A 21,552-nucleotide genomic window follows, 5' to 3' on the forward strand; every position below is an offset into this window, starting at 1 on the left:
CTAAAAATATGTGTGTTCAGGCGAACAGACCCGATCGATAAACAGCGTCGCCGCGAGCAAATCGGCGGCCCCGCCCGGCGAGGCGTTGAGCGCCAGCATCCGGCGATCAAGCTGCGCCAGCGCCAGCTTTCCGCCTGCGGTGCGGCAGCCGCCCGCCAGCAGTACGGCCTGTGCCCCGTGCTGCATCGCTTTCAGCCCCGCCATCCCTGCCCGTGACAGCACGCAGGTATCGCTGAGTGAGGTCATGATCGCCATCAGCGCATCCAGGCGGGCTTCGCTTTCGCTGGCCCCCACCGCCCGGCTGATCAGCAGCTGCGGCAGCGCCAGCTTCATCACGTGAGGAAACGCCTGTTGCGCCTCTTCGCGTGCGCCGGGCACCCGATAGCGGTGCGTCGCTTTTAACCCTTTGCTGAACAGTTTTGGCGCTGCCCGGTCGGGCAGGCTGGCCAGGGCGGCGGCGGTGCGGGTCAGCGGGTCGGCACTGGCAGCGCCGCCATGCATGGCCGCAGCACTCACCAGTAAGCCCAGCGCCCAGATCGCTCCCCGATGGGTATTCACGCCACCGGTGGCCGCCATCATCTGCTGCTCGCCGTCGCGGCCCAGACGCCCGACCGTTTCGCGCAGGGCGATATCGGCGGGACGCTGCCAGCTGTGACGGGCCAGCGCCAGAAAGGTCGGTGCCAGGCTGTGAGCGGAGCGCTCCATCAGTGCCAGGGTTAAATCGTGATGCGCGCCGTTTCCCCGACTGTCGACCAGACCCGGTTTGGGGCTCAGACGTGCTTCATCGATCAGGCAATCGCGCGCCATCGTCGCCAGCTGGCTGGACTGCGCCTCGGCTTGAGTCTGGGACAGGAGTTTCATTTACCAGCTCCGGAATTTAGCAGGCGGGTTGTACAGACCACCTGACCATTCGACCAGGTCAGCCACGCTGCCCGCGGCCAATAGTGAACGGGTGGCGTCGGAACGGCGGATGCCCATATCTTCCGGGTAGACCACTTTGCCGCTTTTACGCAGGGCCGCGACGCGCGCCGCATCCACACCCAGACCGATGTCGGTAATGCCCGCCACGGCGGCGACCATAGCGCGGCGCTCTTCCAGGGTCTCTGCGCGATAGAGATAGGCGATGCCCTCCTCGGTCAGCACGTGGGTGACGTCATCGCCGTAGATCATCACCGGAGCCAGCGGCATCCCGGCTGATTTCGCGACGTCAACCGCATCAAGGGTTTCAACGAAGGTGGGTTTTGCGCCGGCCTGGAAGGTCTCGACCATCTGTACCACCAGTTTTTTCCCGCGCTGCATCGGGTCTGGCTCGGTGATCATGTTCAGCCAGGCGGGGGTCGCGTGACGGCGGCCGTGCGGATCGTGGCCCATATTCGGCGCGCCACCAAAGCCGGAGAGGCGGCCACGGGTCACGGTCGAGGAGTTGGCCAGCCCGTCAACCTGCAGGGTGGCCCCGATAAACATGTCGACTGCGTACTGGCCGGCCAGCTGACAGAAGGCGCGGTTAGAGCGCATTGAGCCGTCGCTGCCGGTAAAGAAGATGTCGGGACGGGCGCGGATATACTCTTCCATCCCCAGCTCGCCGCCGAAGCAGTGCACGCTCTCCACCCAGCCACTCTCAATTGCCGGGATCAGCGTCGGATGCGGGTTCAGCGCCCAGTGTTTACAGATTTTGCCTTTCAGGCCGAGCTGTTCGCCGTAGGTGGGCAGCAGCAGCTCAATCGCGGCGGTGTTAAATCCGATGCCGTGGTTGAGTGACTGCACCTGGTGTTCGGCGTAGATGCCTTTAATCGCCATCATCGCCATCAGGATATGTTCCTGCTTAATCAGGCGCGGATCACGGGTAAACAGCGGTTCGATAAAGAACGGTTTGTCAGCCACCACGATGTAGTCGATCCAGGAGCCGGGAATATCGACGCGCGGCAGGTCGGTTTCGTCATCGACCAGTTCATTGACCTGGGCTATCACGATACCGTCACGGAATGCGGCGGCTTCCACCAGCGCCGGGGTATCTTCGGTGCCCGGACCGGTGTAGAGGTTGCCTTTGCGGTCAGCTTTGTAACCGGCAATCAGCGCCACATTCGGGCAGAGGTCAACATAAAGGCGGGAGTAGAGTTCGATATAGGTGTGGATAGCGCCGATTTCCAGCTGGCCATCCTGCAGCAGCTGCGACATGCGCAGACTCTGCGGGCCGGAAAAAGAGAAGTCGAGTTTGCGGGCAATGCCTTTTTCAAAAATATCGAGATGCTCACTGCGGCCGACGCTGGGCATAATCATGTGCAGGTCGTGAATCTTTGCCGGATTCACCTGCGCCAGGGTGCGGGATAAGAAGTCAGCCTGTTTCTGGTTATTCCCCTCCAGCACCACGCGATCGCCTGGGGCAATTAAGTGTTCGAGGGCTTCTGTGGCTCGTTCAACAGGAATGACTTTGCCATCAAGGGGGAAGGCGGCCATACGACGCGCTTTTTCACTGCGGCGTGTGTTCCACTCCCGGGCAGGCGTTTGGCCTGTGTTCATTTCAACCTCCTGATTAGAATCGCGGTACTGACGTTTTTGCTGAAGAAAGTCTGCGCGTTCTGCATACGGCGTTCAATTAAGCAAAAAAGCGAAACGTTAGATTTAAGGTAACGATGGTGAGCGGCCCGGCGGCAGGCGAAACCCGAGGCGCTGCAGGCAGGCGGGGAGGGAGAAACGGCAGGGTGACTGGGGGAGAGCGTGCGAGGGGAAGGGCTGCGGCACGGTTTAACCGGTTCAGTTCGCGGTCAGCCACCCATAAAAAAGCAGGCCGGAGCCTGCTTTCTGCTTACTGCGGCCTGCTTAAGAGGCCAGCGAGAGTGCCGGTTTTGCTTTCGCGGCCAGCCACTCTGCCACGCGGGCCTGCTGCTCTTTCGTCAGCCACATACCCTGTTTGGTACGACGCCAGATAGCATCATCCAGCTCGCGAACCCACTCATGCTGCACCAGGTAGCGCAGTTCCGCCTCGTAAAACTCGTGACCGAAGTTCTCACCCAGATCGTTCAGGCTTTTTGCCCCGGCTAACAGGGTTTCGGTGCTGCTGCCGTAGGTGCGTGAGAAGTGACGCGCCATGTTTTCACTGATGAACGGATAGCGACGACGCAGGCTGGCCGCATAATCCTCACGGGTGCCGGAGATGTTCCCGCCCGGCAACACGCAGTTCTTCGTCCAGGCCGGACCGGCGTTTGGATAGTACTTCGCCAGTTTTTCCAGCGCGTGCTCGGCCAGCTTGCGATAGGTGGTCAGCTTGCCGCCAAATACCGACAGCAGTGGCGCCTGGCCGTTGTCATCACGGACATCCAGCGTGTAATCGCGGGTAATCGCCTGCGGTGAGTCCGATTCATCATCACACAGAGGACGGACACCGGAGTAAGACCAGACGATGTCGTCAGCGGTCAGCTGCTTTTTGAAGTGGGCGTTGAACACTTTCAGCAGGTAGTCGGTTTCGCTGTCATCAATGTTGACGTTTTTCGGATCGCCTTTGTACTCCACGTCGGTGGTGCCGATGATGGAGAACTCATCCATCCACGGAATCACAAACACGATGCGGTTATCTTCGTTCTGCAGGATGTAAGCCTGCTTTTCGGTGTGGACGCGCGGCACCACGATGTGGCTGCCTTTGATCAGGCGGATACCGTAAGGGGATTTGAGCTTCAGGCTGTCGTCAAACAGCTGCTTAACCCACGGGCCTGCAGCGTTGACCAGGCCTTTCGCCTGCCAGGTGTAGGTTTTGCCGCTGTCGACATCTTCCGCTTCCACCTTCCACAGACCGCCTTCACGCCAGGCGCGGGTCACGCGGGTGCGGGTCCGCACTTCGCCGCCGCGCTTCACCACTTCCTGCGCGTTGAGCACGACCATACGGGCGTCATCGACCCAGCAGTCAGAATATTCGAATCCGCGCGTGATCTCCGGCTTCAGGGCCGAATCCGCGCCAAAGCGCAGACTTTTACTGCCTGGCAGGCTGGTGCGTTTGCCCAGATGGTCATACATAAACAGGCCGGTGCGGATCATCCACGCCGGACGCAGGTGCGGACGGTGCGGCAGACGGAAGCGCATCGGGAAGGCCAGGTGCGGCGCCATCTTCAGCAGGACTTCACGCTCAGCCAGCGCTTCGCTGACCAGGCGGAATTCATAATGTTCAAGGTAGCGCAGGCCGCCGTGAATCAGTTTCGAGCTGGCAGAGGAGGTCGCGCAAGCCAGATCCCGCGCCTCCAGCATTAACACCGACAGTCCGCGTCCTGCAGCGTCTGCTGCAATGCCGGCACCGTTGATGCCGCCGCCGATCACGATCAGGTCTTTGGTTTCCACGTCATCTCCTCCGATGTTCGGAATAGTTCACTAATGTTCGTTTTCGAGCATTATCATAGTCGCAAACCAACATTAGCGCCAGCTTTTAACCCGCTAAAAACATTTTTGCGTGATATAGCTAACATTATGTCCACCAAAAAAACAGATACCCGTAACGATTGTCAGGTTATCAGCGTGGCTTCTCGGGTTACACTACGCGCTATTGTGACGACTTTGAGAGATCCCATGGAAACGTTCGAATGTATTGATGTGCAGCAGGCGCAGGCGCGTCTGGCGCAGGGGGCACTGCTGGTCGACATCCGCGATCCGCAAAGCTTTGCGATGGGGCATGCGGCGGGTGCGCTGCATCTGACCAACACCAACCTCAGCGACTTTATCAGTCGTGCAGACCACAGCCTGCCGGTGCTGGTGATGTGTTATCACGGCAACAGCAGTAAAAGTGCAGCACAATATCTGCTGGGGCAGGGCTTCAGTGCGGCCTACAGTATTGATGGCGGTTTCGATGCCTGGCGCGCGGCCTTTCCGCAGCAGGTTGCCCTGGGCAGTGAGTAAGTGGCCGCCTGTCACACGGAGAGTTACTGATGCGCATTACCCAATTTAATCAGCCGCGCATGGCGCAGGCGTTTGTGGACTACATGGCAACGCGCGGCGTGACGCTGCGTATTGAGCATGACCAGCACTATGTCATCATGCTGGATGATGAGAGCCAGTTTTCTGTGGTCGAAAACGAACTTCAGCAGTTTCTGCATGACCCTAATCACCCACGCTATCAGGCGGCCAGCTGGCACAGCGGCAAAACCGACAGCGGGCTGCGCTATGAGCGTAGTAACATCTGGGCAAACATTCGTGAGCGTGCCGGGCCGCTGACGATGACAGTGATGGTGCTCTGTATCGCCGTCTTTATCCTGATGCAGGTGATGGGCGATCAGACCGTGATGGCCTGGCTCGCCTGGCCGGACGATGACCAGCATTTTCAGGTCTGGCGCTGGTTCAGCCATGCGCTGCTGCACTTCTCGCTGCTGCACATTCTGTTTAACCTGATGTGGTGGTGGTATCTGGGCGGGGCGGTTGAGAAGCGGCTCGGCAGCGGCAAACTCTTTGTCATTATGCTGATTTCCGCGCTGCTCAGCGGCTGGCTGCAGGCGAAATTCAGCGGCATCTGGTTTGGCGGCCTGTCGGGCGTGGTGTATGCCCTGATGGGCTACTGCTGGCTGCGCGGCGAGCGCGATCCCGACAGCGGCGTCTATCTTGAACGTGGCCTGATCGGTTTTGCGCTGGTCTGGCTGGTGATTGGCTGGTTCGGCGTCTTTGGCCTGGCCATTGCCAACGCAGCGCACGTCGCCGGTCTGCTGGTCGGGCTGGCGATGGCGCTGGTGGATACGCGTAACGTTACGCGTCGGTAAAGAGATTTTGCGGGTTAACAGGAGAGGAATGTGAAGCAGACGCAACGTCATGACGCGATTATCGATTTGGTCCGTCGTCAGGGATATGTCAGTACTGAGGAGCTGGTGGATCATTTTGAGGTCAGCCCGCAGACCATCCGTCGCGATCTCAACGATCTGGCCGATCAGAATAAAATTCAGCGCCACCACGGCGGCGCGGCGCTCCCCTCCAGCTCTGAGAACACCGCCTGGCACGATCGTAAAATGATGTGGTCGGCGGAGAAAGCGCGCATTGCTCAGCGGGTCGCCAGCCAGATCCCGGATGGGGCCACGCTGTTTATCGACATCGGCACCACGCCGGAAGCGGTGGCGCATGCGCTGCTCAACCACAGCGATCTGCGTGTGGTGACGAACAACCTCAACGTGGCGATGCTGCTGATGGGCAAGCCCGATTTTCGGGTGATTATTGCTGGGGGCGAAGTGCGCACCCGCGATGGGGCGGTAATGGGAGAAGCGACGCTCGACTTCATTTCGCAGTTCCGGCTGGATTACGGCATTCTCGGCATCAGCGGCATCGATATGGATGGCTCGCTGCTGGAGTTTGACTATCACGAAGTGCGGACCAAGCGCGCGATTATCGAAAACTCCCGCTGTGCGCTGCTGGTCGTGGACCACTCGAAGTTTGGCCGCAACGCCATGGTTAACCTCGGCAATATGAGTCTGCTGGATTACATCTACACCGACAAGATGCCGCCCGCCAGCGTCATGAAGGTGATTGAACAGCATGAGGTGCACCTCGAACTCTGCTGATTCCTGCCACGCCAGCCTCCGGGCTGGCGTTTTTATTTGATTGCTGTCGCTTTTTTCCCCACTCCCGTCTTTACTTAACGATTGCTGGCTCCGCCTGCCAGCCCGTGCGCTTGCCATTTTTGCTTCACCTCATTGCGTAACAGAAGGGAGTGATATGCCGCAGCAGAAATTCAATAAAGCCCGTTTTAACGCCGCCTTTACCCGCCAGTGGCAACACCTCGGCCTCTCTTCCGCTCAGCAGATGACCCCGCACCAGGCGTGGCAGGCGGTCAGTGCGGCCCTGGCGGAACTGCTGGCTGCGCAACCGGCCCCGCGTCCGGCGCAGCAGCAGCGTCACGTTAACTATCTCTCGATGGAGTTTCTGATTGGCCGGCTGACCGGCAACAATCTGCTTAATCTCGGCTGGTATGACGAGGTGCAGGCGGCGCTGGCAGAGCAGCAGTTCGATTTAACGGCGCTGCTGGAGCAGGAGGTCGATCCGGCACTCGGCAACGGCGGGCTGGGGCGACTGGCTGCCTGCTACATGGATTCGATGGCCACGGTCGGTCAGTCTGCAACCGGTCACGGACTTAACTACCAGTACGGCCTGTTCCGCCAGTCTTTTCAGGCGGGCCAGCAGAAGGAGGCGCCCGACGACTGGCAGCGCGAGCACTATCCCTGGTTCCGCCACAACGCGGCGCTTGATGTGGAGGTGGCGATGGGCGGTCGGGTCGAAAAGCAGGAGAACGGCGAGGTGCGCTGGCAGCCCGGGTTTACGCTGCGCGGTGAAGCCTGGGATTTGCCGGTCACCGGCTACCGCAATGGTGTCACGCTGCCGCTGCGTCTGTGGCAGGCGGTGAGTGCGCACCCTTTTGACCTGACGGCGTTTAATGACGGTCACTTCCTGCAGGCGGAGCAGCCCGGCATCGAGGCGGCAAAGCTGACCAAAGTGCTCTATCCCAACGACAATCATCAGGCGGGCAAGCGGCTGCGCCTGATGCAGCAATATTTTCAGTGCGCCTGTGCGGTGGCCGATATTCTGCGCCGCCACCATCAGGCGGGACGCAGCATTCACAGCCTGCCCGATTTCGAAGTGATTCAGCTCAACGATACCCATCCCACCATCGCCATCCCGGAGATGCTGCGCGTGCTGCTGGATGAGCACCAGCTCGGCTGGGATGAGGCGTGGCAGATCACCAGCCGGTTGTTTGCTTACACCAACCACACCCTGATGCCGGAGGCGCTGGAGCGCTGGGATGAGAAGCTGATGCGCTCGCTGCTGCCGCGTCATCTGCTGATCATCAAAACGATCAATCAGCGGCTGAAAAAGGTGGTGAAGCAGCGCTGGCCGGATGACAAAGCGCTGTGGCATAAGCTGGCGGTGATTGCGGACGGTCAGGTGCGGATGGCGAATCTCTGCGTTGTCAGTGGGTTTGCGGTCAATGGCGTCGCGGCGCTGCACTCCCGGCTGGTGGTCAGCGATCTCTTCCCGGAATATCACCAGCTGTGGCCGCAAAAATTCCATAACGTCACCAACGGCATTACCCCGCGCCGCTGGCTGAAGCAGTGCAATCCGGCGCTGGCCGGGCTGATTGATGAGACCCTGAAAACCGAATGGGCCAGCAATCTCGACGCGCTGATCGGCCTGGAACCTTACGCCGATGACCCGGCGTTTCGTCAGCGCTATCGCAGCATCAAGCAGCAGAACAAAGTGCAGCTGACCGACTATATCGCCCGGCACACCGGGATTATCGTCAACCCGGCGGCCCTGTTCGATGTGCAGATCAAGCGACTGCATGAGTACAAGCGCCAGCACCTCAGCCTGCTGCATATCCTCTACTGCTATCAGCAGCTCTGTAATAACCCGGAGGATGTCACCTTCACGCCGCGGGTCTTCCTGTTCGGGGCAAAAGCCGCACCGGGTTACTACCTGGCGAAAAACATTATCTACGCGATTAACCGGGTGGCGGAGGTGGTGAACAACGATCCCCGCATCGGTGACCGGCTGAAAGTGGTTTTTCTCCCCGACTACCGCATCACCGTCGCCGAAATGATGATCCCGGCGGCCGACCTCTCTGAGCAGATCTCTACCGCCGGTTATGAAGCCTCGGGCACCGGCAACATGAAGCTGGCGCTGAACGGCGCGCTGACCATCGGCACGCTGGACGGGGCCAATGTCGAAATCGCTGAGCAGGTGGGCGAGGAGAATATCTTTATCTTCGGTCACACCGTGGAGGAGGTGAAAGCGCTGAAGGCCAAAGGCTATAACCCGAAAAAGGTGCGCAGGCAGAACAAGGCGCTGGATGATTTACTGAAAGCGCTGGAGAAGGGCAAATTCAGCGACGGGGACAAGCACGCGTTTGACCTGATGCTGGAGAGCCTGACGAAACATGGCGATCCCTGGCTGGTGCTGGCCGATTTCCAGCCTTACATCGAGGCGCAGCAACGGGTGGAAGCCCTGTGGCGCGACCCGGAAGGCTGGACCCGCGCCGCCATCCTCAACACGGCCCGGACCGGCATATTCAGTTCGGACCGGTCCATTCGTGACTATCAGCAACGTATCTGGCAGGCACCGCGCTAAGGAGCAGCAATGAAACAGGATACACTTGATCAGGCCGCCCGTGCTGCGGGTATTTCACTGGATTACATCAACGTTAACGGCGAGAAAGAGGCGATCAGCGACGAAACCAAACGTGCGCTGCTGGCGGTGATGGGCGATCCGCAGGAGGCGAGTCAGTCACCGCTGCCGCCAGTCGCCATCTTCAGCGGCAGAGGCAAACGTCAGCTGACGCCGCAGGGCCGTGGCGTCTATCGCTGGCAGCTGCAGACAGAGAAGGGCAAATTGCTCAGCGGCGAGTTAACCGCGGGCGAACCCTTTACGTTGCCCACGCCGCTGGCGCAGGGGTATCACCAGCTGACGCTCAGCAAAGGGAAGAAAAGCTGGCAGACGCGGGTCATTGTTGCCCCACGCCGATGCTATCTGCCGCCGGCGCTGGAGGCGGGAGAGAAACGCTGGGGCGCACTGGTGCAGCTCTATACCGTGCGGTCTGAACAGAACTGGGGCATCGGTGACTTCGGCGATCTCGACCAGCTGCTGGTGCAGCTGGCCGCACGCGGAGGCGATTTCGTCGGGCTGAATCCGCTGCATGCGCTCTATCCCGCCAGCGCCGATTTCGCCAGTCCTTACAGTCCGTCATCACGCCGCTGGCTGAACATCATCTATATCGATGTCAGCCAGGTGGCCGATTTTCAGCAAAGCGCGGCGGCACAGAAGTGGTGGAAAAGTGCCAGAACGCAGAAGGCGCTGGCCAAAGCCCGCGAGGCGGAGCATGTCGATTACGCAGCGGTGATGGCGCTGAAGCTCGCCGCACTGCGCCACGCCTGGGCACACTTTCAGGCCCGTGACCGCGCCAGCGACGAGCAGCAATCCTGGGCTGAGTTTGTGCGTGAAGGCGGTGACAGCCTGCGTTATCAGGCGGCCTACGACGGCATACAGCAGGCCCGACGGGCTGAGAATGCAAAACAGTGGGGCTGGCCCGCGTGGCCGGAAGGGTGGCGCAACAGTCAGCAGCCGGAGGTGCAGCAGTGGTGTAAGGAGCACGAAGAGGAGATCGCCTTCTGGCAGTGGCTGCAATGGCTGGCGCAGCAGCAGTTTTCAGGCTGCTGGGCGCACAGCCAGGCGCTGGGTATGAGCGTGGGTCTCTACCGTGACCTGGCGGTTGGCGTGGCGGAAGGCAGCGCCGAAACCTGGCACGACCCGGAGCTCTACCGCCTTAAAGCCTCTGTCGGCGCACCGCCCGACCGCCTCGGTCCGCTGGGGCAGAACTGGGGCCTGCCGCCAATGGACCCGCATGTGATGCAGGCGCGCGGCTATCAGCCCTTTATCGACATGCTGCGAGCCAACATGCGTGACTGCGGTGCATTGCGCATCGATCATGTGATGTCGCTGCTGCGTCTGTGGTGGGTGCCCGCCGGAGAGACGGCGGATAAAGGCGCTTATGTCGCCTATCCGGTCGACGATCTGCTGGGGATTCTGGCGCTGGAGAGCCACCGGCTGCGCTGCATGGTGATTGGCGAAGATCTGGGCACCGTGCCGGAGGCGATAGTCAGCCTGCTGCGCAAAAGCGGCGTCTTTTCATGGAAGGTGCTCTGGTTCGAGCAGGAGAAAGATCAGCGCTATCGCGCGCCGCAGGACTATCCGCGTCAGTCGATTGCCAGCGCCAGCACGCACGATCTGCCCACCCTCACCGGTTTCTGGGAGCAGGGCGACCTGGCGCTGGGCGAGAAACTGGGCCTCTATCCGGGCGACGCGGTGAAGGCACTGCATGAGCAGCGGGCGACGCAGAAGCAGGCGCTGCTGGATGCCCTGCATCAGGCGGGGGCTTTGCCGGCTCGCAGTCAGAAAAAGGCGGAGAAGCTGGCGATGACGCCTGCACTGAACCGGGCAATCCACCGTTTTCTGGCCGACACCGACAGTGCGCTGCTGGGGCTGCAACCGGAGGACTGGCTCGGCATGACCACGCCGGTCAACGTGCCGGGCACGGTAGATCAATATCCCAACTGGCGACGTAAGCTGAGCAAAACGCTGGAGGCGATCTTTGCCGACAGGGAAGTGAATGCACTGCTGAAGGTGGTCAGCCAGCAGCGTCAGTCAGGCAGTAAAGAGAAGTAACAAGAGCGCGGCAGTCTGACTGCCGCGCTCTTATCCTGTGCGTTAACATCAGTAGAAGGAGTGTTCGCCGCGCTGATGCTCGGTAATATCCCGCACGCCTTTCAGTTCCGGGAAGGCAGCCAGCAGCTCTTTCTCGATACCATCTTTCAGGGTGACGTCGATCATCGAACAGCCGTTACAGCCGCCGCCAAACTGCAGAATGGCGTAACCGTCATCGGTGATCTCCATCAGTGACACGCGTCCGCCGTGACCGGCCAGCTGTGGGTTGATCTGCGCCTGCAGCAGATACTCCACGCGCTCCACCATCGGCGCATCGTCAGACACCTTCCGCATTTTGGCGTTCGGCGCTTTCAGCGTCAGCTGTGAGCCGAGATTGTCGGTCACGAAGTCGATTTCCGCATCTTCCAGATAAGGTTTGCTCAGTTCATCAACATACGCAGAGAGCTTTTCGAACTTCAGCTCGGTGTCAGTCGCTTCAACGGCATCAGGCGGACAGTAAGAGACGCCGCACTCCGCAGTTGGCGTACCCGGGTTAATCACGAATACGCGAATCTGGGTGCCATCTTCTTGTTTGGATAGCAGTTTAGAAAAATGTTCCTGGGCAGAGTCAGTAATTCGGATCATGTCGATTGCTCAATAGTTGACTAATTTAGTTGGTTATAATACGCCCATCAATGACGCTCTACAAGGTACGGCACAGGCACCAGACCTGCACGCTGGCCGCGCCCTGCGCCAGTAACAGACGACTGATTTCGTCGACCGTACTGCCGGTGGTGATGACGTCATCCAGCAGGGCGATATGGCGACCCTGCACCGCCATTTCAAGGCGGAAGGCATCCCGTAAGTTAGTGCGGCGCTGGCGGGCAGTGAGCTGATGCTGCAACGCTCCCCTTCGCTGGCGGGAGAGGCCGTCACGCCATTCGCACCGCAGCCAGTGCGCCAGCGGGGCGGCCAGCAGGGCGCTCTGGTTGTAGCCACGCCGCCAGCGTCGCCGCCAGTGCAGCGGCACCGGCAGCAGCAGGTCGGGACGCACCACACGACCGTGCCGCCAGACATCCAGCCAGCTTAGCAAAAGCAGCCGCGCCAGCATCACCCTGAGTGCGGTTATGTGAGAAAACTTAAGCTGATTAACCCACTCACTGAATGGCGGGCGATAGTCATTGACGCAGACCAGCGCCTGCCAGGCGGGCGGTTTGCGCTGACAGCGGCCACAGGCGACCCGCGTCGTCCCGGCGGGTAAACCGCAGCGTGGACAGAGCAGGGGCAGCGGCGGTAATTCACGCAGACATAAGCTGCACAGACCGTGACGGGCGATCTGTAACGGCATCTGGCATAGCCAACACAGGGCAGGCATTGCTAGCATAGCGACCTCCTTATCATTTTCGGGATAGTAACTGATGACGTCGCTCTACTGGCACACCTGCGGAGAAGGAAAACGCGATCTTGTGCTGCTGCATGGATGGGGGCTGAATGCCGAAGTCTGGCAAAGCATTATTCCGCGACTCAGCCCGCATTACCGCCTGCATCTGGTCGATCTGCCGGGTTATGGTCGCAGTCAGGATGCGGGTGCCCTGACGCTGACACAGATGGCAGAGGCGCTACTGCCTGCGCTGCCCTCACAGGCGATCGTCATGGGGTGGTCTCTGGGGGGACTGGTGGCAACGCAGCTGGCGCTGACCGCGCCAGACAGATTGGGTGCCCTGATCACCGTTGCGTCGTCGCCCTGTTTCACCGCCACAGAGCACTGGCCCGGCATTAAACCCGAGACGCTGCAGAACTTTCAGCAGATGCTCAGCAACGATTTTCAGCGCACGGTGGAGCGCTTTCTGGCGCTGCAGACGCTGGGCACCGAAACGGCGCGCGCCGATGCACGGCAGCTGAAAGAGGTGGTGCTGTCGCAACCGATGCCGGAAGTGGCGGTGCTGGATAGCGGACTGGAGATTCTGCGTCAGGTCGATCTGCGCAGCGCGTTACCGCAGATCGGGCTGCCGTTCCTGCGTCTCTATGGCGCACTCGATGGGCTGGTGCCGCGCCGGATTGCTGCAGAGATTGATGAAATGTTGCCAGCCTCGCCTTCAGTCGTTATCGACAAGGCAGCACATGCACCTTTTATTTCCCATCCAGACATCTTTTGTCAGCATATTATTAACTTTATCAGTGATTTGCCGGGATAATGAGGCTTTAAGTTGGCAAAATCGCTGGCAGCAGCAATACTTCTCTCTGTGAGCAAGGCCGCTGCAAATTTATGTGATTAGTCACGGAAATGACTATGCCGTTCCATACTGCCTTACGCGTTTAGCGGCTGCTTACATCTCACAATGGATCATGAATGAGGGTAAACATAATGAAGGTTTTTAAATGGGTTGTGGCTTCAATGATGATGGGCGCGATTTCATTTTCTGCGATGGCAGCGAAAGAAGTCACCAAAGAAGAAGTTAAATCAATGAACCTGCAGAAGATTGGCACTGTTAACACCACAGCGGAAACCACCTCGCCAATGGATGCTAAAAAAGTGCTGTCTCAGCTTGCTGACGAGAAAGGCGGTAAATACTACCTGGTGATCGCGGGTCGCGAACACGGTAAATTCAGCGCCACCGCTGAAGTCTACAAGTAATCAGCGTAGCCACATGAACTGCCAGGCATCCAGCTTAACCGGCTGGGTGCCATCCATCTTCTCTCCGCTTATCAGATCCTGCCACATACGTGCCTCAGGTAGCGGTGTCTCCACCGGCCGTCCACTGAGATTAAACACGCAGAGCAATCCTTCATCGCTGTCCGGCGAATGACGTCTGAGCACCAGCAGGGCATTTTCGCTCTCTGAGATCGTCATCGGATTATCGGGATGAAAAGCAGGCTGGCGACGGCGCAGCTGGATCAGCTGACCGAGCCGGGTATAGATCTGCTGACGCAGCCACTCTTCTCCCGCCAGCGCCGCTTCAATCATCTGCAGATCATACTTCTGACGATTAATCGCCCGGTTGTGTCCGGCGGCACGCACCCCATCGTAATCATTTCGCCCGCCCACAATGCTCTGGATATAGATGGCCGGCACGCCAGGGAACACCAGCAGAATGGCATGGGCCAGTAAAAAACGCTTCAGCCGCGTGGCGTCGTCGTCCGCCTCACGGTTTAACGCATCCAGATAGGTGACGTTGATTTCATACGGGCTGGTGGTGCCGTCCGGATTATTTTTGTAGGAGACCAGCGCACCCTCCAGCGCCAGGTCGCGCACCAGCGCCACGATCTCCACCTCCGACAAAATCCCGCGCGCCGGATTCAGGCCGATACCATCGTGGGACGCCAGAAAGTTAAAAAAGGTGGTGTCATTGCTGCTGAGATCCAGCGAGCTGGCCCACTGCCGCAGCGCGCGCGCCGAGCCGGTATGAATCGCATGCAGCACCAGCGGCGGCAGCGAAAACTGATAAACCATCTGCGCCTCATCGTGGCCGTTGCCCAGGTAACTGATGTTGTCCCGATGTGGCACGTTGGTCTCCGTGATAATCACCGTGCCAGGGGCGACCTGGTCGGCAATCGCGCGAAAGAGCTTCACCAGCTGATGGGTTTTTTCCAGGTGAATACAGCGCGTGCCGGGCGTTTTCCACATGTAGCCGACCGCATCGAGCCGCACGTAGTCCGCGCCGCGTATCAGGTAGTCAAGCAGGACCCCGACCATGCGCAGCAGCACCTCAGGATTGGCAAAGTTCAGGTCGATCTGATCGGCGCTGAAGGTGGTCCAGATAAAGCGGGTGTCGCCATCGGCCATCTGAAAAGGGGTCAGCAGCGGCGAGGTTCGCGGACGGGTGACGGCGCTGAGGTCAGTGGCGGGCGGCATGCTGATAAAGAAATCGTCCCAGCCGGGGTCCTGCGCCAGAAAGTGACGGAACCAGGCGCTCCGCGACGACATATGGTTGCAGACAAAATCGAACATCAGCCGGGTTTCCTGATGCAGGCGGGCAACATCCTGCCAGTCACCGCACAGCGGATCAACCTGATGGTAATCAATGACAGAAAAGCCGTCGTCAGACGACCAGGGAAAGAAAGGCAGCAGGTGAACCAGCGGAAAGAGGGATTGCAGATGCTGCTGATAGAAGCGGGAAAAGGTCGTGAGCGTGGGCTTGCCGGTTTCCCGAAACTGATCGGCATAGGTGATGAGCACCACATCCTGCTCGTCCCAGTGCGCCTTGCGCGGCAGCTTGATGGCGTCGCGGGCGGTGGCGATCTCACTCAGCAGGCGCGTCAGGGTAGCCTGGGGAAAGGTGCCGGCATAAATCTTATCAATCAGATCGGTGATCGTTTCCATCGTGAGTTGGATGCCACAGCAGATGTTGTTTTTATGACAGGCGTCTTTTTAGCGTAGCGTTATGGCGGGGATTTTCAACCGGGGAAAGCGGCGGGAACAGGGGGCCAGCGTGCGGCCCCCTGATAAGCTTAGCGTTTTTTACCGAACGCGGCGGCCAGAGCATCACCCATCGCGCTGTTACCCGCAGAGGCGCTGACCGGACGCGCACGGCCTTTCGCGGCAGCCGGACGTTTCTCGTCACGCGGCGCGCCATTTTTCGCGCCGCCACGCGCATTGCCTTCGCCGGGCTGCTCATCGAGACGCATAGTCAGGGCAATACGTTTGCGCTGCAGATCGACTTCCATCACTTTGACTTTGACGATATCACCCGCTTTTACCACCTGATGAGGATCTTCCACAAAGCGGTCAGAGAGTGAAGAGATATGCACCAGGCCATCCTGATGAACGCCGATGTCCACAAACGCCCCGAAGTTAGTGACGTTGGTAACGCTGCCTTCCAGAATCAGGCCCGGCGTCAGGTCGCTCAGCGTCTCGACGCCTTCCGCAAACTGCGCCGTCTTGAACTCAGGACGCGGATCGCGGCCCGGCTTCTCCAGCTCTTTCATGATGTCGGTTACGGTCGGCAGACCAAAACGGTCATCGATGAAATCGCGCGGGCTGAGATTGCGCAGGCTGCCCGCATTACCCATCAGGTCGCTCAGCGCCTGCTCGGTAGCGGCCAGAATGCGCTCGACCACCGGATAGGCTTCCGGGTGGACCGTGGAGGCGTCGAGCGGGTTGTCGCCGTGATTGATACGCAGGAAGCCCGCGCACTGTTCAAAGGCTTTTGGTCCCAGGCGGCTTACTTTCAGCAGCTGCTGGCGGTTGCGGAAGCGGCCATTTTCATCCCGCCAGCCGACAATGTTCTGCGCCATCATGCGCGTCAGGCCCGCGACGCGGGTCAGCAGCGGCACCGAGGCGGTATTCAGATCCACGCCGACGGCGTTCACACAGTCTTCCACCACCGCGTCGAGTTTCTTCGCCAGCTGGCTCTGGCTGACATCATGCTGATACTGACCGACACCGATCGATTTCGGATCGATTTTCACCAGCTCAGCCAGCGGGTCCTGCAGACGTCGGGCAATCGACACCGCGCCGCGCAGAGAGACATCCAGATCCGGAAACTCCTGCGCCGCCAGTTCAGAGGCGGAGTAGACGGACGCGCCCGCCTCACTGACAATCACTTTCTGCGCCGTGACCTGCGGGAACTGCTTCTGCAGATCGAGGAAAAAGCGCTCAGTTTCGCGGGATGCGGTGCCGTTACCAATCGCCACCAGCTCCACCTGATGCTTAACGCAGAGGGCCGCAACGGCGGCGGCGGCTTTCGCGGCCTGACCGGTGTGCGGATAGACGGTATCGGTCGCGACCACCTTGCCGGTGGCATCAACGACAGCGACCTTAACGCCGGTGCGCAGGCCCGGGTCCAGTCCCATGGTGGCCCGCATGCCCGCAGGCGCGGCCATCAGCAGATCGTGCAGGTTACGGGCAAACACGTTGATCGCTTCATCTTCTGCGCGTTCGCGCACCGTGCCCATCAGCTCGGTTTCCAGATGCAGCATCACTTTGATGCGCCATGTCCAGCTCACGACCGCTTTACGCCAGCTGTCTGCCGGGGCGTTGTTCAGGCGCAGGTTCAGGTGTTCCGCAATCAGCGTTTCGCCGTGGCTTTCACGCGGCGCTTCATCAAACTGCGGGTCGGCATTCAGCGAGAGTTGCAGAACGCCTTCGTTGCGGCCGCGCAGCATCGCCAGTGCACGGTGTGACGGCACGCTGCTCAGCGCTTCATGGTGGTCAAAGTAGTCACGGAACTTCGCGCCCGCTTCCTCTTTCCCTTCCACCACGCGCGACACCAGGTGAGCATTTTTCCACAGATAGTTACGCACTTTCGCCAGCAGCGCCGCATCTTCAGCGAAACGCTCCATCAGAATGTAGCGGGCGCCATCCAGCGCGGCACGCACGTCAGCCACCCCTTTGTCGGCATCGACATATTGTGCAGCCAGCTGCTCAGGGGTGTGAGACGGATCCTGCCACAGGGTGTCCGCCAGCGGCTCAAGACCCGCTTCAATCGCGATCTGTCCACGCGTACGGCGCTTCTGTTTGTAGGGCAGGTAGAGGTCTTCCAGCTCGGTTTTGCTGAGGGTGGTGTTGATCGCGCGGGCGAGGTCGTCGGTGAGTTTTCCCTGCTCGTCAATCGACTTCAGAATCGACTGGCGTCGCTCTTCAAGTTCACGCAGATAGCTGAGGCGGGTTTCCAGCTGGCGCAGTTGGGTATCATCCAGTCCGCCGGTGACCTCTTTACGATAGCGTGCGATAAACGGCACGGTATTCCCTTCATCCAGCAGGCGAACGGCGGCGTCAACCTGTTCGGGACGCGCCTGCAGCTCACTGGCTATTATCTGGCTCAGAACGTTCATCATCAGGACTGTCTTGCTTTCCGGGTTGAGAAATAGCGGACAGTTATACGGATTGATGGTCAAAATTGCCAGAGACGCGGGCGGCTTTCAGCCATAATCTGAAACGTTATTGCGGGTAATCAATCGCGTTGACATACCAGAGCGCCGGACCCACTGGCGTCTCGACGGTGGCAGCATCGCCCACCTCTTTTTTCAGCAGCGCCCGCGCCATCGGCGAGTCGATGGAGATGTAATCCTTGCGGCCAAAAATCTCATCGTAGCCCACGATGCGAAAGCGTTTGAGGTCGCCCGCATCGTTTTCAATTTCCACCCAGGCACCGAAGAAGACTTTGCCATCCTGCTGAGGCGAGTAGTCAACGATGCGCAGCTGCTCAAGACTTTTGGTCAGGTAGCGAACGCGACGGTCAATTTCCCGCAGCCGTTTCTTGTTGTACTGATAGTCGGCATTTTCACTGCGATCGCCAAGGCTGGCAGCCCAGGTCACCTTTTTGGTCACTTCCGGTCGCTCTTCACGCCAGAGGTAGTCGAGTTCCGCTTTCAGCTTATCGAAGCCTTCGCGGGTAATCAGTCGGGTTTTCATGCTAATCCGGCCAGCCAAATCAAAAGAGAAACAGTGTAAGGCAAACAGGGCGCGGCAAAAAAGAGTCGGGGAAGGGGTTTTTAAAGCTAAAAACCCGCGTTGACTTCCCCGGCGGCGAAAGGGGTGCTGCTGAAGCGTAATCTGGAGCCAGTCACAGGACGCTGGCCAATAAAACAGACTTATTTTCCGGCGTGAGTCGCCGTGGTGGTCGAGGTGCCGGTGCCATGTCCGTCACCGCCGCCGCCGCCCATGGTCGCCAGCGCAACGCCCAGCAGGGCTGCGACTGCGCCAACGCCAATGGCGTCAGAGTTACCTTTAGCGGTTGAGGTTGCCGCTGCACCGGCCGCTTCACCGGTCGCTGTGGCAGCATAACCTGGGCTAACGCTGCCTAATGCCAGCGCGCTCAGCAGTAAAATCGTTTTTTTCATTGTGTAATCCCCGTTGAGACGTCGAATGGTGCCTGAGCAGTCTGGTTGAAAACGGAGAAGGCGAAAAGTTGGCTTTACTGATTGATTTATCGGACTTTAATTTCAACTGGCCTTGCTGTGAGAAGCACTGAAATTAATCCGAGATGAGGATGGCGTCCCGGGCGCTTTTGCTGGAATATTATGCTGTCTGAATGCGGGCAGGGTAGATTATCTGGAGCTTATCCATAATGATGACTCCGTTTTAAGCCAAATTAACTGCTAAGCCGCTGAATTTCTTAATCGAATAAATGCCGGTCCGCTTCTGACGCCAGCGATTCTGAGAAACAGGGCCGTTTTTTCAGATTTGCCGTATCCTGCCCTGTCGCCGGTAAAAAGGGTGAGCCTGGCCCCGAAATTGGCCCGAAATTAAATATAAGCTCCTGTTTAATATGCTTTGTAACAATTTTGGCTAGAATATAAACCATTAATGACTGTCACTATAAGGCATCTTTTTTTAACAATGTTGGCTCAGGCAATAGCGCCTTTGGGAGTTGAAAATGCAAGAGAACTACAAAATTCTGGTCGTCGATGATGATATGCGTCTGCGTGCTCTGCTTGAACGCTATCTCACCGAGCAGGGCTTTCAGGTGCGCAGTGTCGCTAATGCCGAGCAGATGGATCGTCTGTTAACCCGTGAATCCTTTCATCTGATGGTGCTCGACCTGATGCTGCCAGGTGAAGATGGCCTCTCTATCTGCCGTCGTCTGCGCAGTCAGAGCAACCCGATGCCTATCATTATGGTGACGGCCAAGGGTGAAGAGGTCGATCGTATCGTCGGGCTGGAGATCGGCGCGGACGACTACATTCCTAAACCCTTTAACCCGCGCGAACTGCTGGCGCGTATCCGCGCGGTGCTGCGTCGTCAGGCCAATGAACTGCCCGGCGCACCGTCGCAGGAAGAGGCGATTATCGCCTTTGGTAAATTCAAACTTAACCTCGGCACCCGCGAGATGTTCCGTGAAGATGAGCCGATGCCGCTGACCAGCGGTGAGTTCGCCGTGCTGAAAGCCCTGGTGAGCCACCCGCGTGAGCCGCTGTCGCGCGACAAGCTGATGAACCTGGCGCGTGGCCGTGAATACAGCGCCATGGAGCGTTCGATTGACGTTCAGATCTCCCGCCTGCGTCGCATGGTGGAAGAGGACCCGGCACATCCACGCTACATTCAGACCGTCTGGGGTCTGGGCTACGTCTTCGTGCCGGACGGCAGTAAAGCATGAGGCGACTGCGCTTCTCGCCACGCAGTTCGTTTGCGCGCACCCTGCTGCTGATCGTGACCCTGCTGTTTGTCAGCCTGGTCACGACCTATCTGGTGGTGCTGAACTTTGCCATCCTTCCCAGCCTGCAGCAGTTCAATAAGGTGCTGGCATACGAAGTACGTATGCTGATGACCGACCGGCTGCAGCTGGAGGATGGTACGCAGCTGGAAGTGCCTCCGGCGTTTCGCCGGGAAATCTACCGCGAACTGGGGATCTCGCTCTACACCAATGCAGCAGCAGAGGAGAGCGGATTGCGTTGGGCGCAGCATTATGAATTCCTGAGTGAACAGATGGGGCAGCAGCTGGGCGGGCCCACCGATGTGCGGGTCGAGGTCAACAAAAACTCGCCTGTGGTCTGGCTGAAAACCTGGCTGTCGCCTGATATCTGGGTGCGGGTGCCCCTGACGGAAATCCATCAGGGCGACTTCTCGCCGCTGTTCCGCTATACCCTGGCGATAATGCTGCTGGCGATTGGCGGCGCCTGGCTGTTTATCCGCATCCAGAACCGGCCGCTGGTGGATCTGGAGCACGCCGCTCTGCAGGTCGGGCGCGGGATTATTCCGCCGCCGCTGCGCGAGTATGGCGCGTCCGAGGTTCGCTCGGTGACCCGGGCCTTTAACCAGATGGCGGCCGGGGTAAAACAGCTGGCGGATGACCGCACGCTGCTCATGGCGGGGGTCAGTCACGACCTGCGCACGCCGCTGACCCGTATTCGTCTCGCCACCGAGATGATGAGCGAGCAGGATGGCTATCTGGCCGAATCGATTAACAAAGATATCGAAGAGTGCAACGCCATCATCGAACAGTTCATCGACTACCTGCGCACCGGTCAGGAGATGCAGACCGAGCGCGCCGACCTGAACAGCGTGCTGGGCGAGGTGGTGGCCGCAGAGAGTGGCTACGAACGTGAGATCGAAAATGCGGTGATGCCGGAAGAGTTAATGCTGGATATCAACCCGCTGTCGATCAAACGCGCACTGGCTAACCTGGTGGTCAACGCCGCGCGATACGGCAATGGCTGGATTAAAGTCAGCAGCGGACGGGAACTGCATCGCGCCTGGTTTCAGGTGGAAGATGACGGGCCGGGTATTAAGCCCGATCAACTGGCGCATCTCTTCCAGCCGTTTGTGCGCGGCGACAGTGCCCGCAGCACCAGCGGAACCGGTCTCGGCCTGGCGATTGTACAGCGTATTATTGATGCGCATCAGGGGTCGCTGGAGATTGGCGAGAGCGAGCGCGGGGGATTGCGTATTCGCGCCTGGTTGCCGTTAACGGAAAATATGGCGCTGAGCCATAACAACGGCAGCAACAGCGTCTCAGGCGGATAAAA

The 21,552-nt window shown here is 59.3% G+C and carries 18 protein-coding genes; 9 read left to right on the forward strand and 9 right to left on the reverse strand.

Translation table 11 applies throughout. From position 1 onward, the window contains the following. The 3 genes from F3I47_RS18155 to glpD form a co-directional block, all read right to left on the reverse strand. Complete coding sequence (locus tag F3I47_RS18155) at nt 1-861, reverse strand: triphosphoribosyl-dephospho-CoA synthase (RefSeq protein ID WP_150030094.1); 861 nt, start codon at nt 859-861, stop codon at nt 1-3. Then, nucleotides 862-2,517, reverse strand: a complete 1,656-nt coding sequence (gene mdcA, locus F3I47_RS18160; RefSeq protein ID WP_150030093.1) for a malonate decarboxylase subunit alpha — start codon at nt 2,515-2,517, stop codon at nt 862-864. 300 nt (nt 2,518-2,817) lie between these two features. Then, nucleotides 2,818-4,323 (reverse strand): glycerol-3-phosphate dehydrogenase, encoded by a 1,506-nt coding sequence (gene glpD / locus F3I47_RS18165; protein ID WP_009087728.1) that lies wholly within the window; start codon nt 4,321-4,323, stop codon nt 2,818-2,820. A 225-nt stretch (nt 4,324-4,548) separates the two neighbouring features. On the opposite strand from glpD, the gene glpE reads away from it, so the two are divergent. From glpE to malQ, 5 genes are all read left to right on the forward strand, one after another. Then, nucleotides 4,549-4,875, forward strand: coding sequence for a thiosulfate sulfurtransferase GlpE (glpE, locus tag F3I47_RS18170; RefSeq protein WP_009087726.1), 327 nt, complete (start codon nt 4,549-4,551; stop codon nt 4,873-4,875). 29 nt (nt 4,876-4,904) lie between these two features. Then, nucleotides 4,905-5,726 carry a rhomboid family intramembrane serine protease GlpG gene (glpG, locus tag F3I47_RS18175; RefSeq protein WP_009087724.1) on the forward strand — a complete coding sequence of 274 codons (822 nt, stop codon included), beginning with the start codon at nt 4,905-4,907 and terminating at the stop codon, nt 5,724-5,726. Nucleotides 5,727-5,756: 30 nt separating this feature from the next. Further along, complete coding sequence (locus F3I47_RS18180) at nt 5,757-6,515, forward strand: DeoR/GlpR family transcriptional regulator (protein ID WP_009087722.1); 759 nt, start codon at nt 5,757-5,759, stop codon at nt 6,513-6,515. Nucleotides 6,516-6,669: 154 nt separating this feature from the next. Further along, on the forward strand, nt 6,670-9,075 hold the full coding sequence (gene malP, locus F3I47_RS18185; protein ID WP_150030092.1) for a maltodextrin phosphorylase: 2,406 nt from the start codon (nt 6,670-6,672) through the stop codon (nt 9,073-9,075). Nucleotides 9,076-9,084: 9 nt separating this feature from the next. Then, on the forward strand, nt 9,085-11,166 hold the full coding sequence (malQ, locus tag F3I47_RS18190; protein ID WP_150030091.1) for a 4-alpha-glucanotransferase: 2,082 nt from the start codon (nt 9,085-9,087) through the stop codon (nt 11,164-11,166). Nucleotides 11,167-11,214: 48 nt separating this feature from the next. Here malQ and nfuA read toward each other — a convergent pair whose 3' ends face one another. Together nfuA and gntX are read right to left on the reverse strand one after the other, a co-directional pair. Then, on the reverse strand, nt 11,215-11,790 hold the full coding sequence (nfuA, locus tag F3I47_RS18195; protein ID WP_009087718.1) for a Fe-S biogenesis protein NfuA: 576 nt from the start codon (nt 11,788-11,790) through the stop codon (nt 11,215-11,217). A 58-nt stretch (nt 11,791-11,848) separates the two neighbouring features. Further along, nucleotides 11,849-12,529 carry a DNA utilization protein GntX gene (gene gntX / locus F3I47_RS18200; RefSeq protein ID WP_033736076.1) on the reverse strand — a complete coding sequence of 227 codons (681 nt, stop codon included), beginning with the start codon at nt 12,527-12,529 and terminating at the stop codon, nt 11,849-11,851. Between the two features lie 34 nt (nt 12,530-12,563). Between gntX and bioH the strand changes: the two genes are divergently transcribed. Both bioH and F3I47_RS18210 read left to right on the forward strand, forming a co-directional pair. After that, a complete protein-coding gene (bioH, locus tag F3I47_RS18205) occupies nt 12,564-13,340 on the forward strand; it encodes a pimeloyl-ACP methyl ester esterase BioH (RefSeq protein ID WP_150030090.1) in 777 nt (258 codons plus the stop codon). Between the two features lie 170 nt (nt 13,341-13,510). Further along, complete coding sequence (locus tag F3I47_RS18210; protein ID WP_009087712.1) at nt 13,511-13,780, forward strand: YdgH/BhsA/McbA-like domain containing protein; 270 nt, start codon at nt 13,511-13,513, stop codon at nt 13,778-13,780. Here F3I47_RS18210 and F3I47_RS18215 read toward each other — a convergent pair whose 3' ends face one another. The 4 genes from F3I47_RS18215 to yjbE form a co-directional block, all read right to left on the reverse strand. Beyond that, nucleotides 13,781-15,466 carry an alpha-amylase family glycosyl hydrolase gene (locus tag F3I47_RS18215; RefSeq protein ID WP_150030089.1) on the reverse strand — a complete coding sequence of 562 codons (1,686 nt, stop codon included), beginning with the start codon at nt 15,464-15,466 and terminating at the stop codon, nt 13,781-13,783. A 128-nt stretch (nt 15,467-15,594) separates the two neighbouring features. After that, nucleotides 15,595-17,922 (reverse strand): Tex family protein, encoded by a 2,328-nt coding sequence (locus F3I47_RS18220; protein ID WP_150030088.1) that lies wholly within the window; start codon nt 17,920-17,922, stop codon nt 15,595-15,597. Nucleotides 17,923-18,025: 103 nt separating this feature from the next. Then, nucleotides 18,026-18,499 carry a transcription elongation factor GreB gene (greB, locus tag F3I47_RS18225; RefSeq protein ID WP_009087707.1) on the reverse strand — a complete coding sequence of 158 codons (474 nt, stop codon included), beginning with the start codon at nt 18,497-18,499 and terminating at the stop codon, nt 18,026-18,028. 179 nt (nt 18,500-18,678) lie between these two features. Continuing rightward, nucleotides 18,679-18,927, reverse strand: coding sequence for an exopolysaccharide production protein YjbE (gene yjbE, locus F3I47_RS18230; protein ID WP_009087705.1), 249 nt, complete (start codon nt 18,925-18,927; stop codon nt 18,679-18,681). Between the two features lie 536 nt (nt 18,928-19,463). On the opposite strand from yjbE, the gene ompR reads away from it, so the two are divergent. Next, the gene (ompR, locus tag F3I47_RS18235) at nt 19,464-20,183 is read left to right on the forward strand and encodes a two-component system response regulator OmpR (RefSeq protein WP_003853014.1); all 720 of its coding nucleotides are present in this window, start codon (nt 19,464-19,466) and stop codon (nt 20,181-20,183) included. Next, nucleotides 20,180-21,550 (forward strand): two-component system sensor histidine kinase EnvZ, encoded by a 1,371-nt coding sequence (gene envZ, locus F3I47_RS18240; RefSeq protein ID WP_009087704.1) that lies wholly within the window; start codon nt 20,180-20,182, stop codon nt 21,548-21,550. The genes ompR and envZ overlap by 4 nt, the downstream gene beginning before the upstream one ends. Nucleotides 21,551-21,552 lie beyond the last annotated feature (2 nt).

It is taken from the genome of Pantoea sp. M_10 (assembly GCF_008631515.1).
GTDB classification, from domain to species: Bacteria; Pseudomonadota; Gammaproteobacteria; order Enterobacterales; family Enterobacteriaceae; genus Pantoea; species Pantoea anthophila.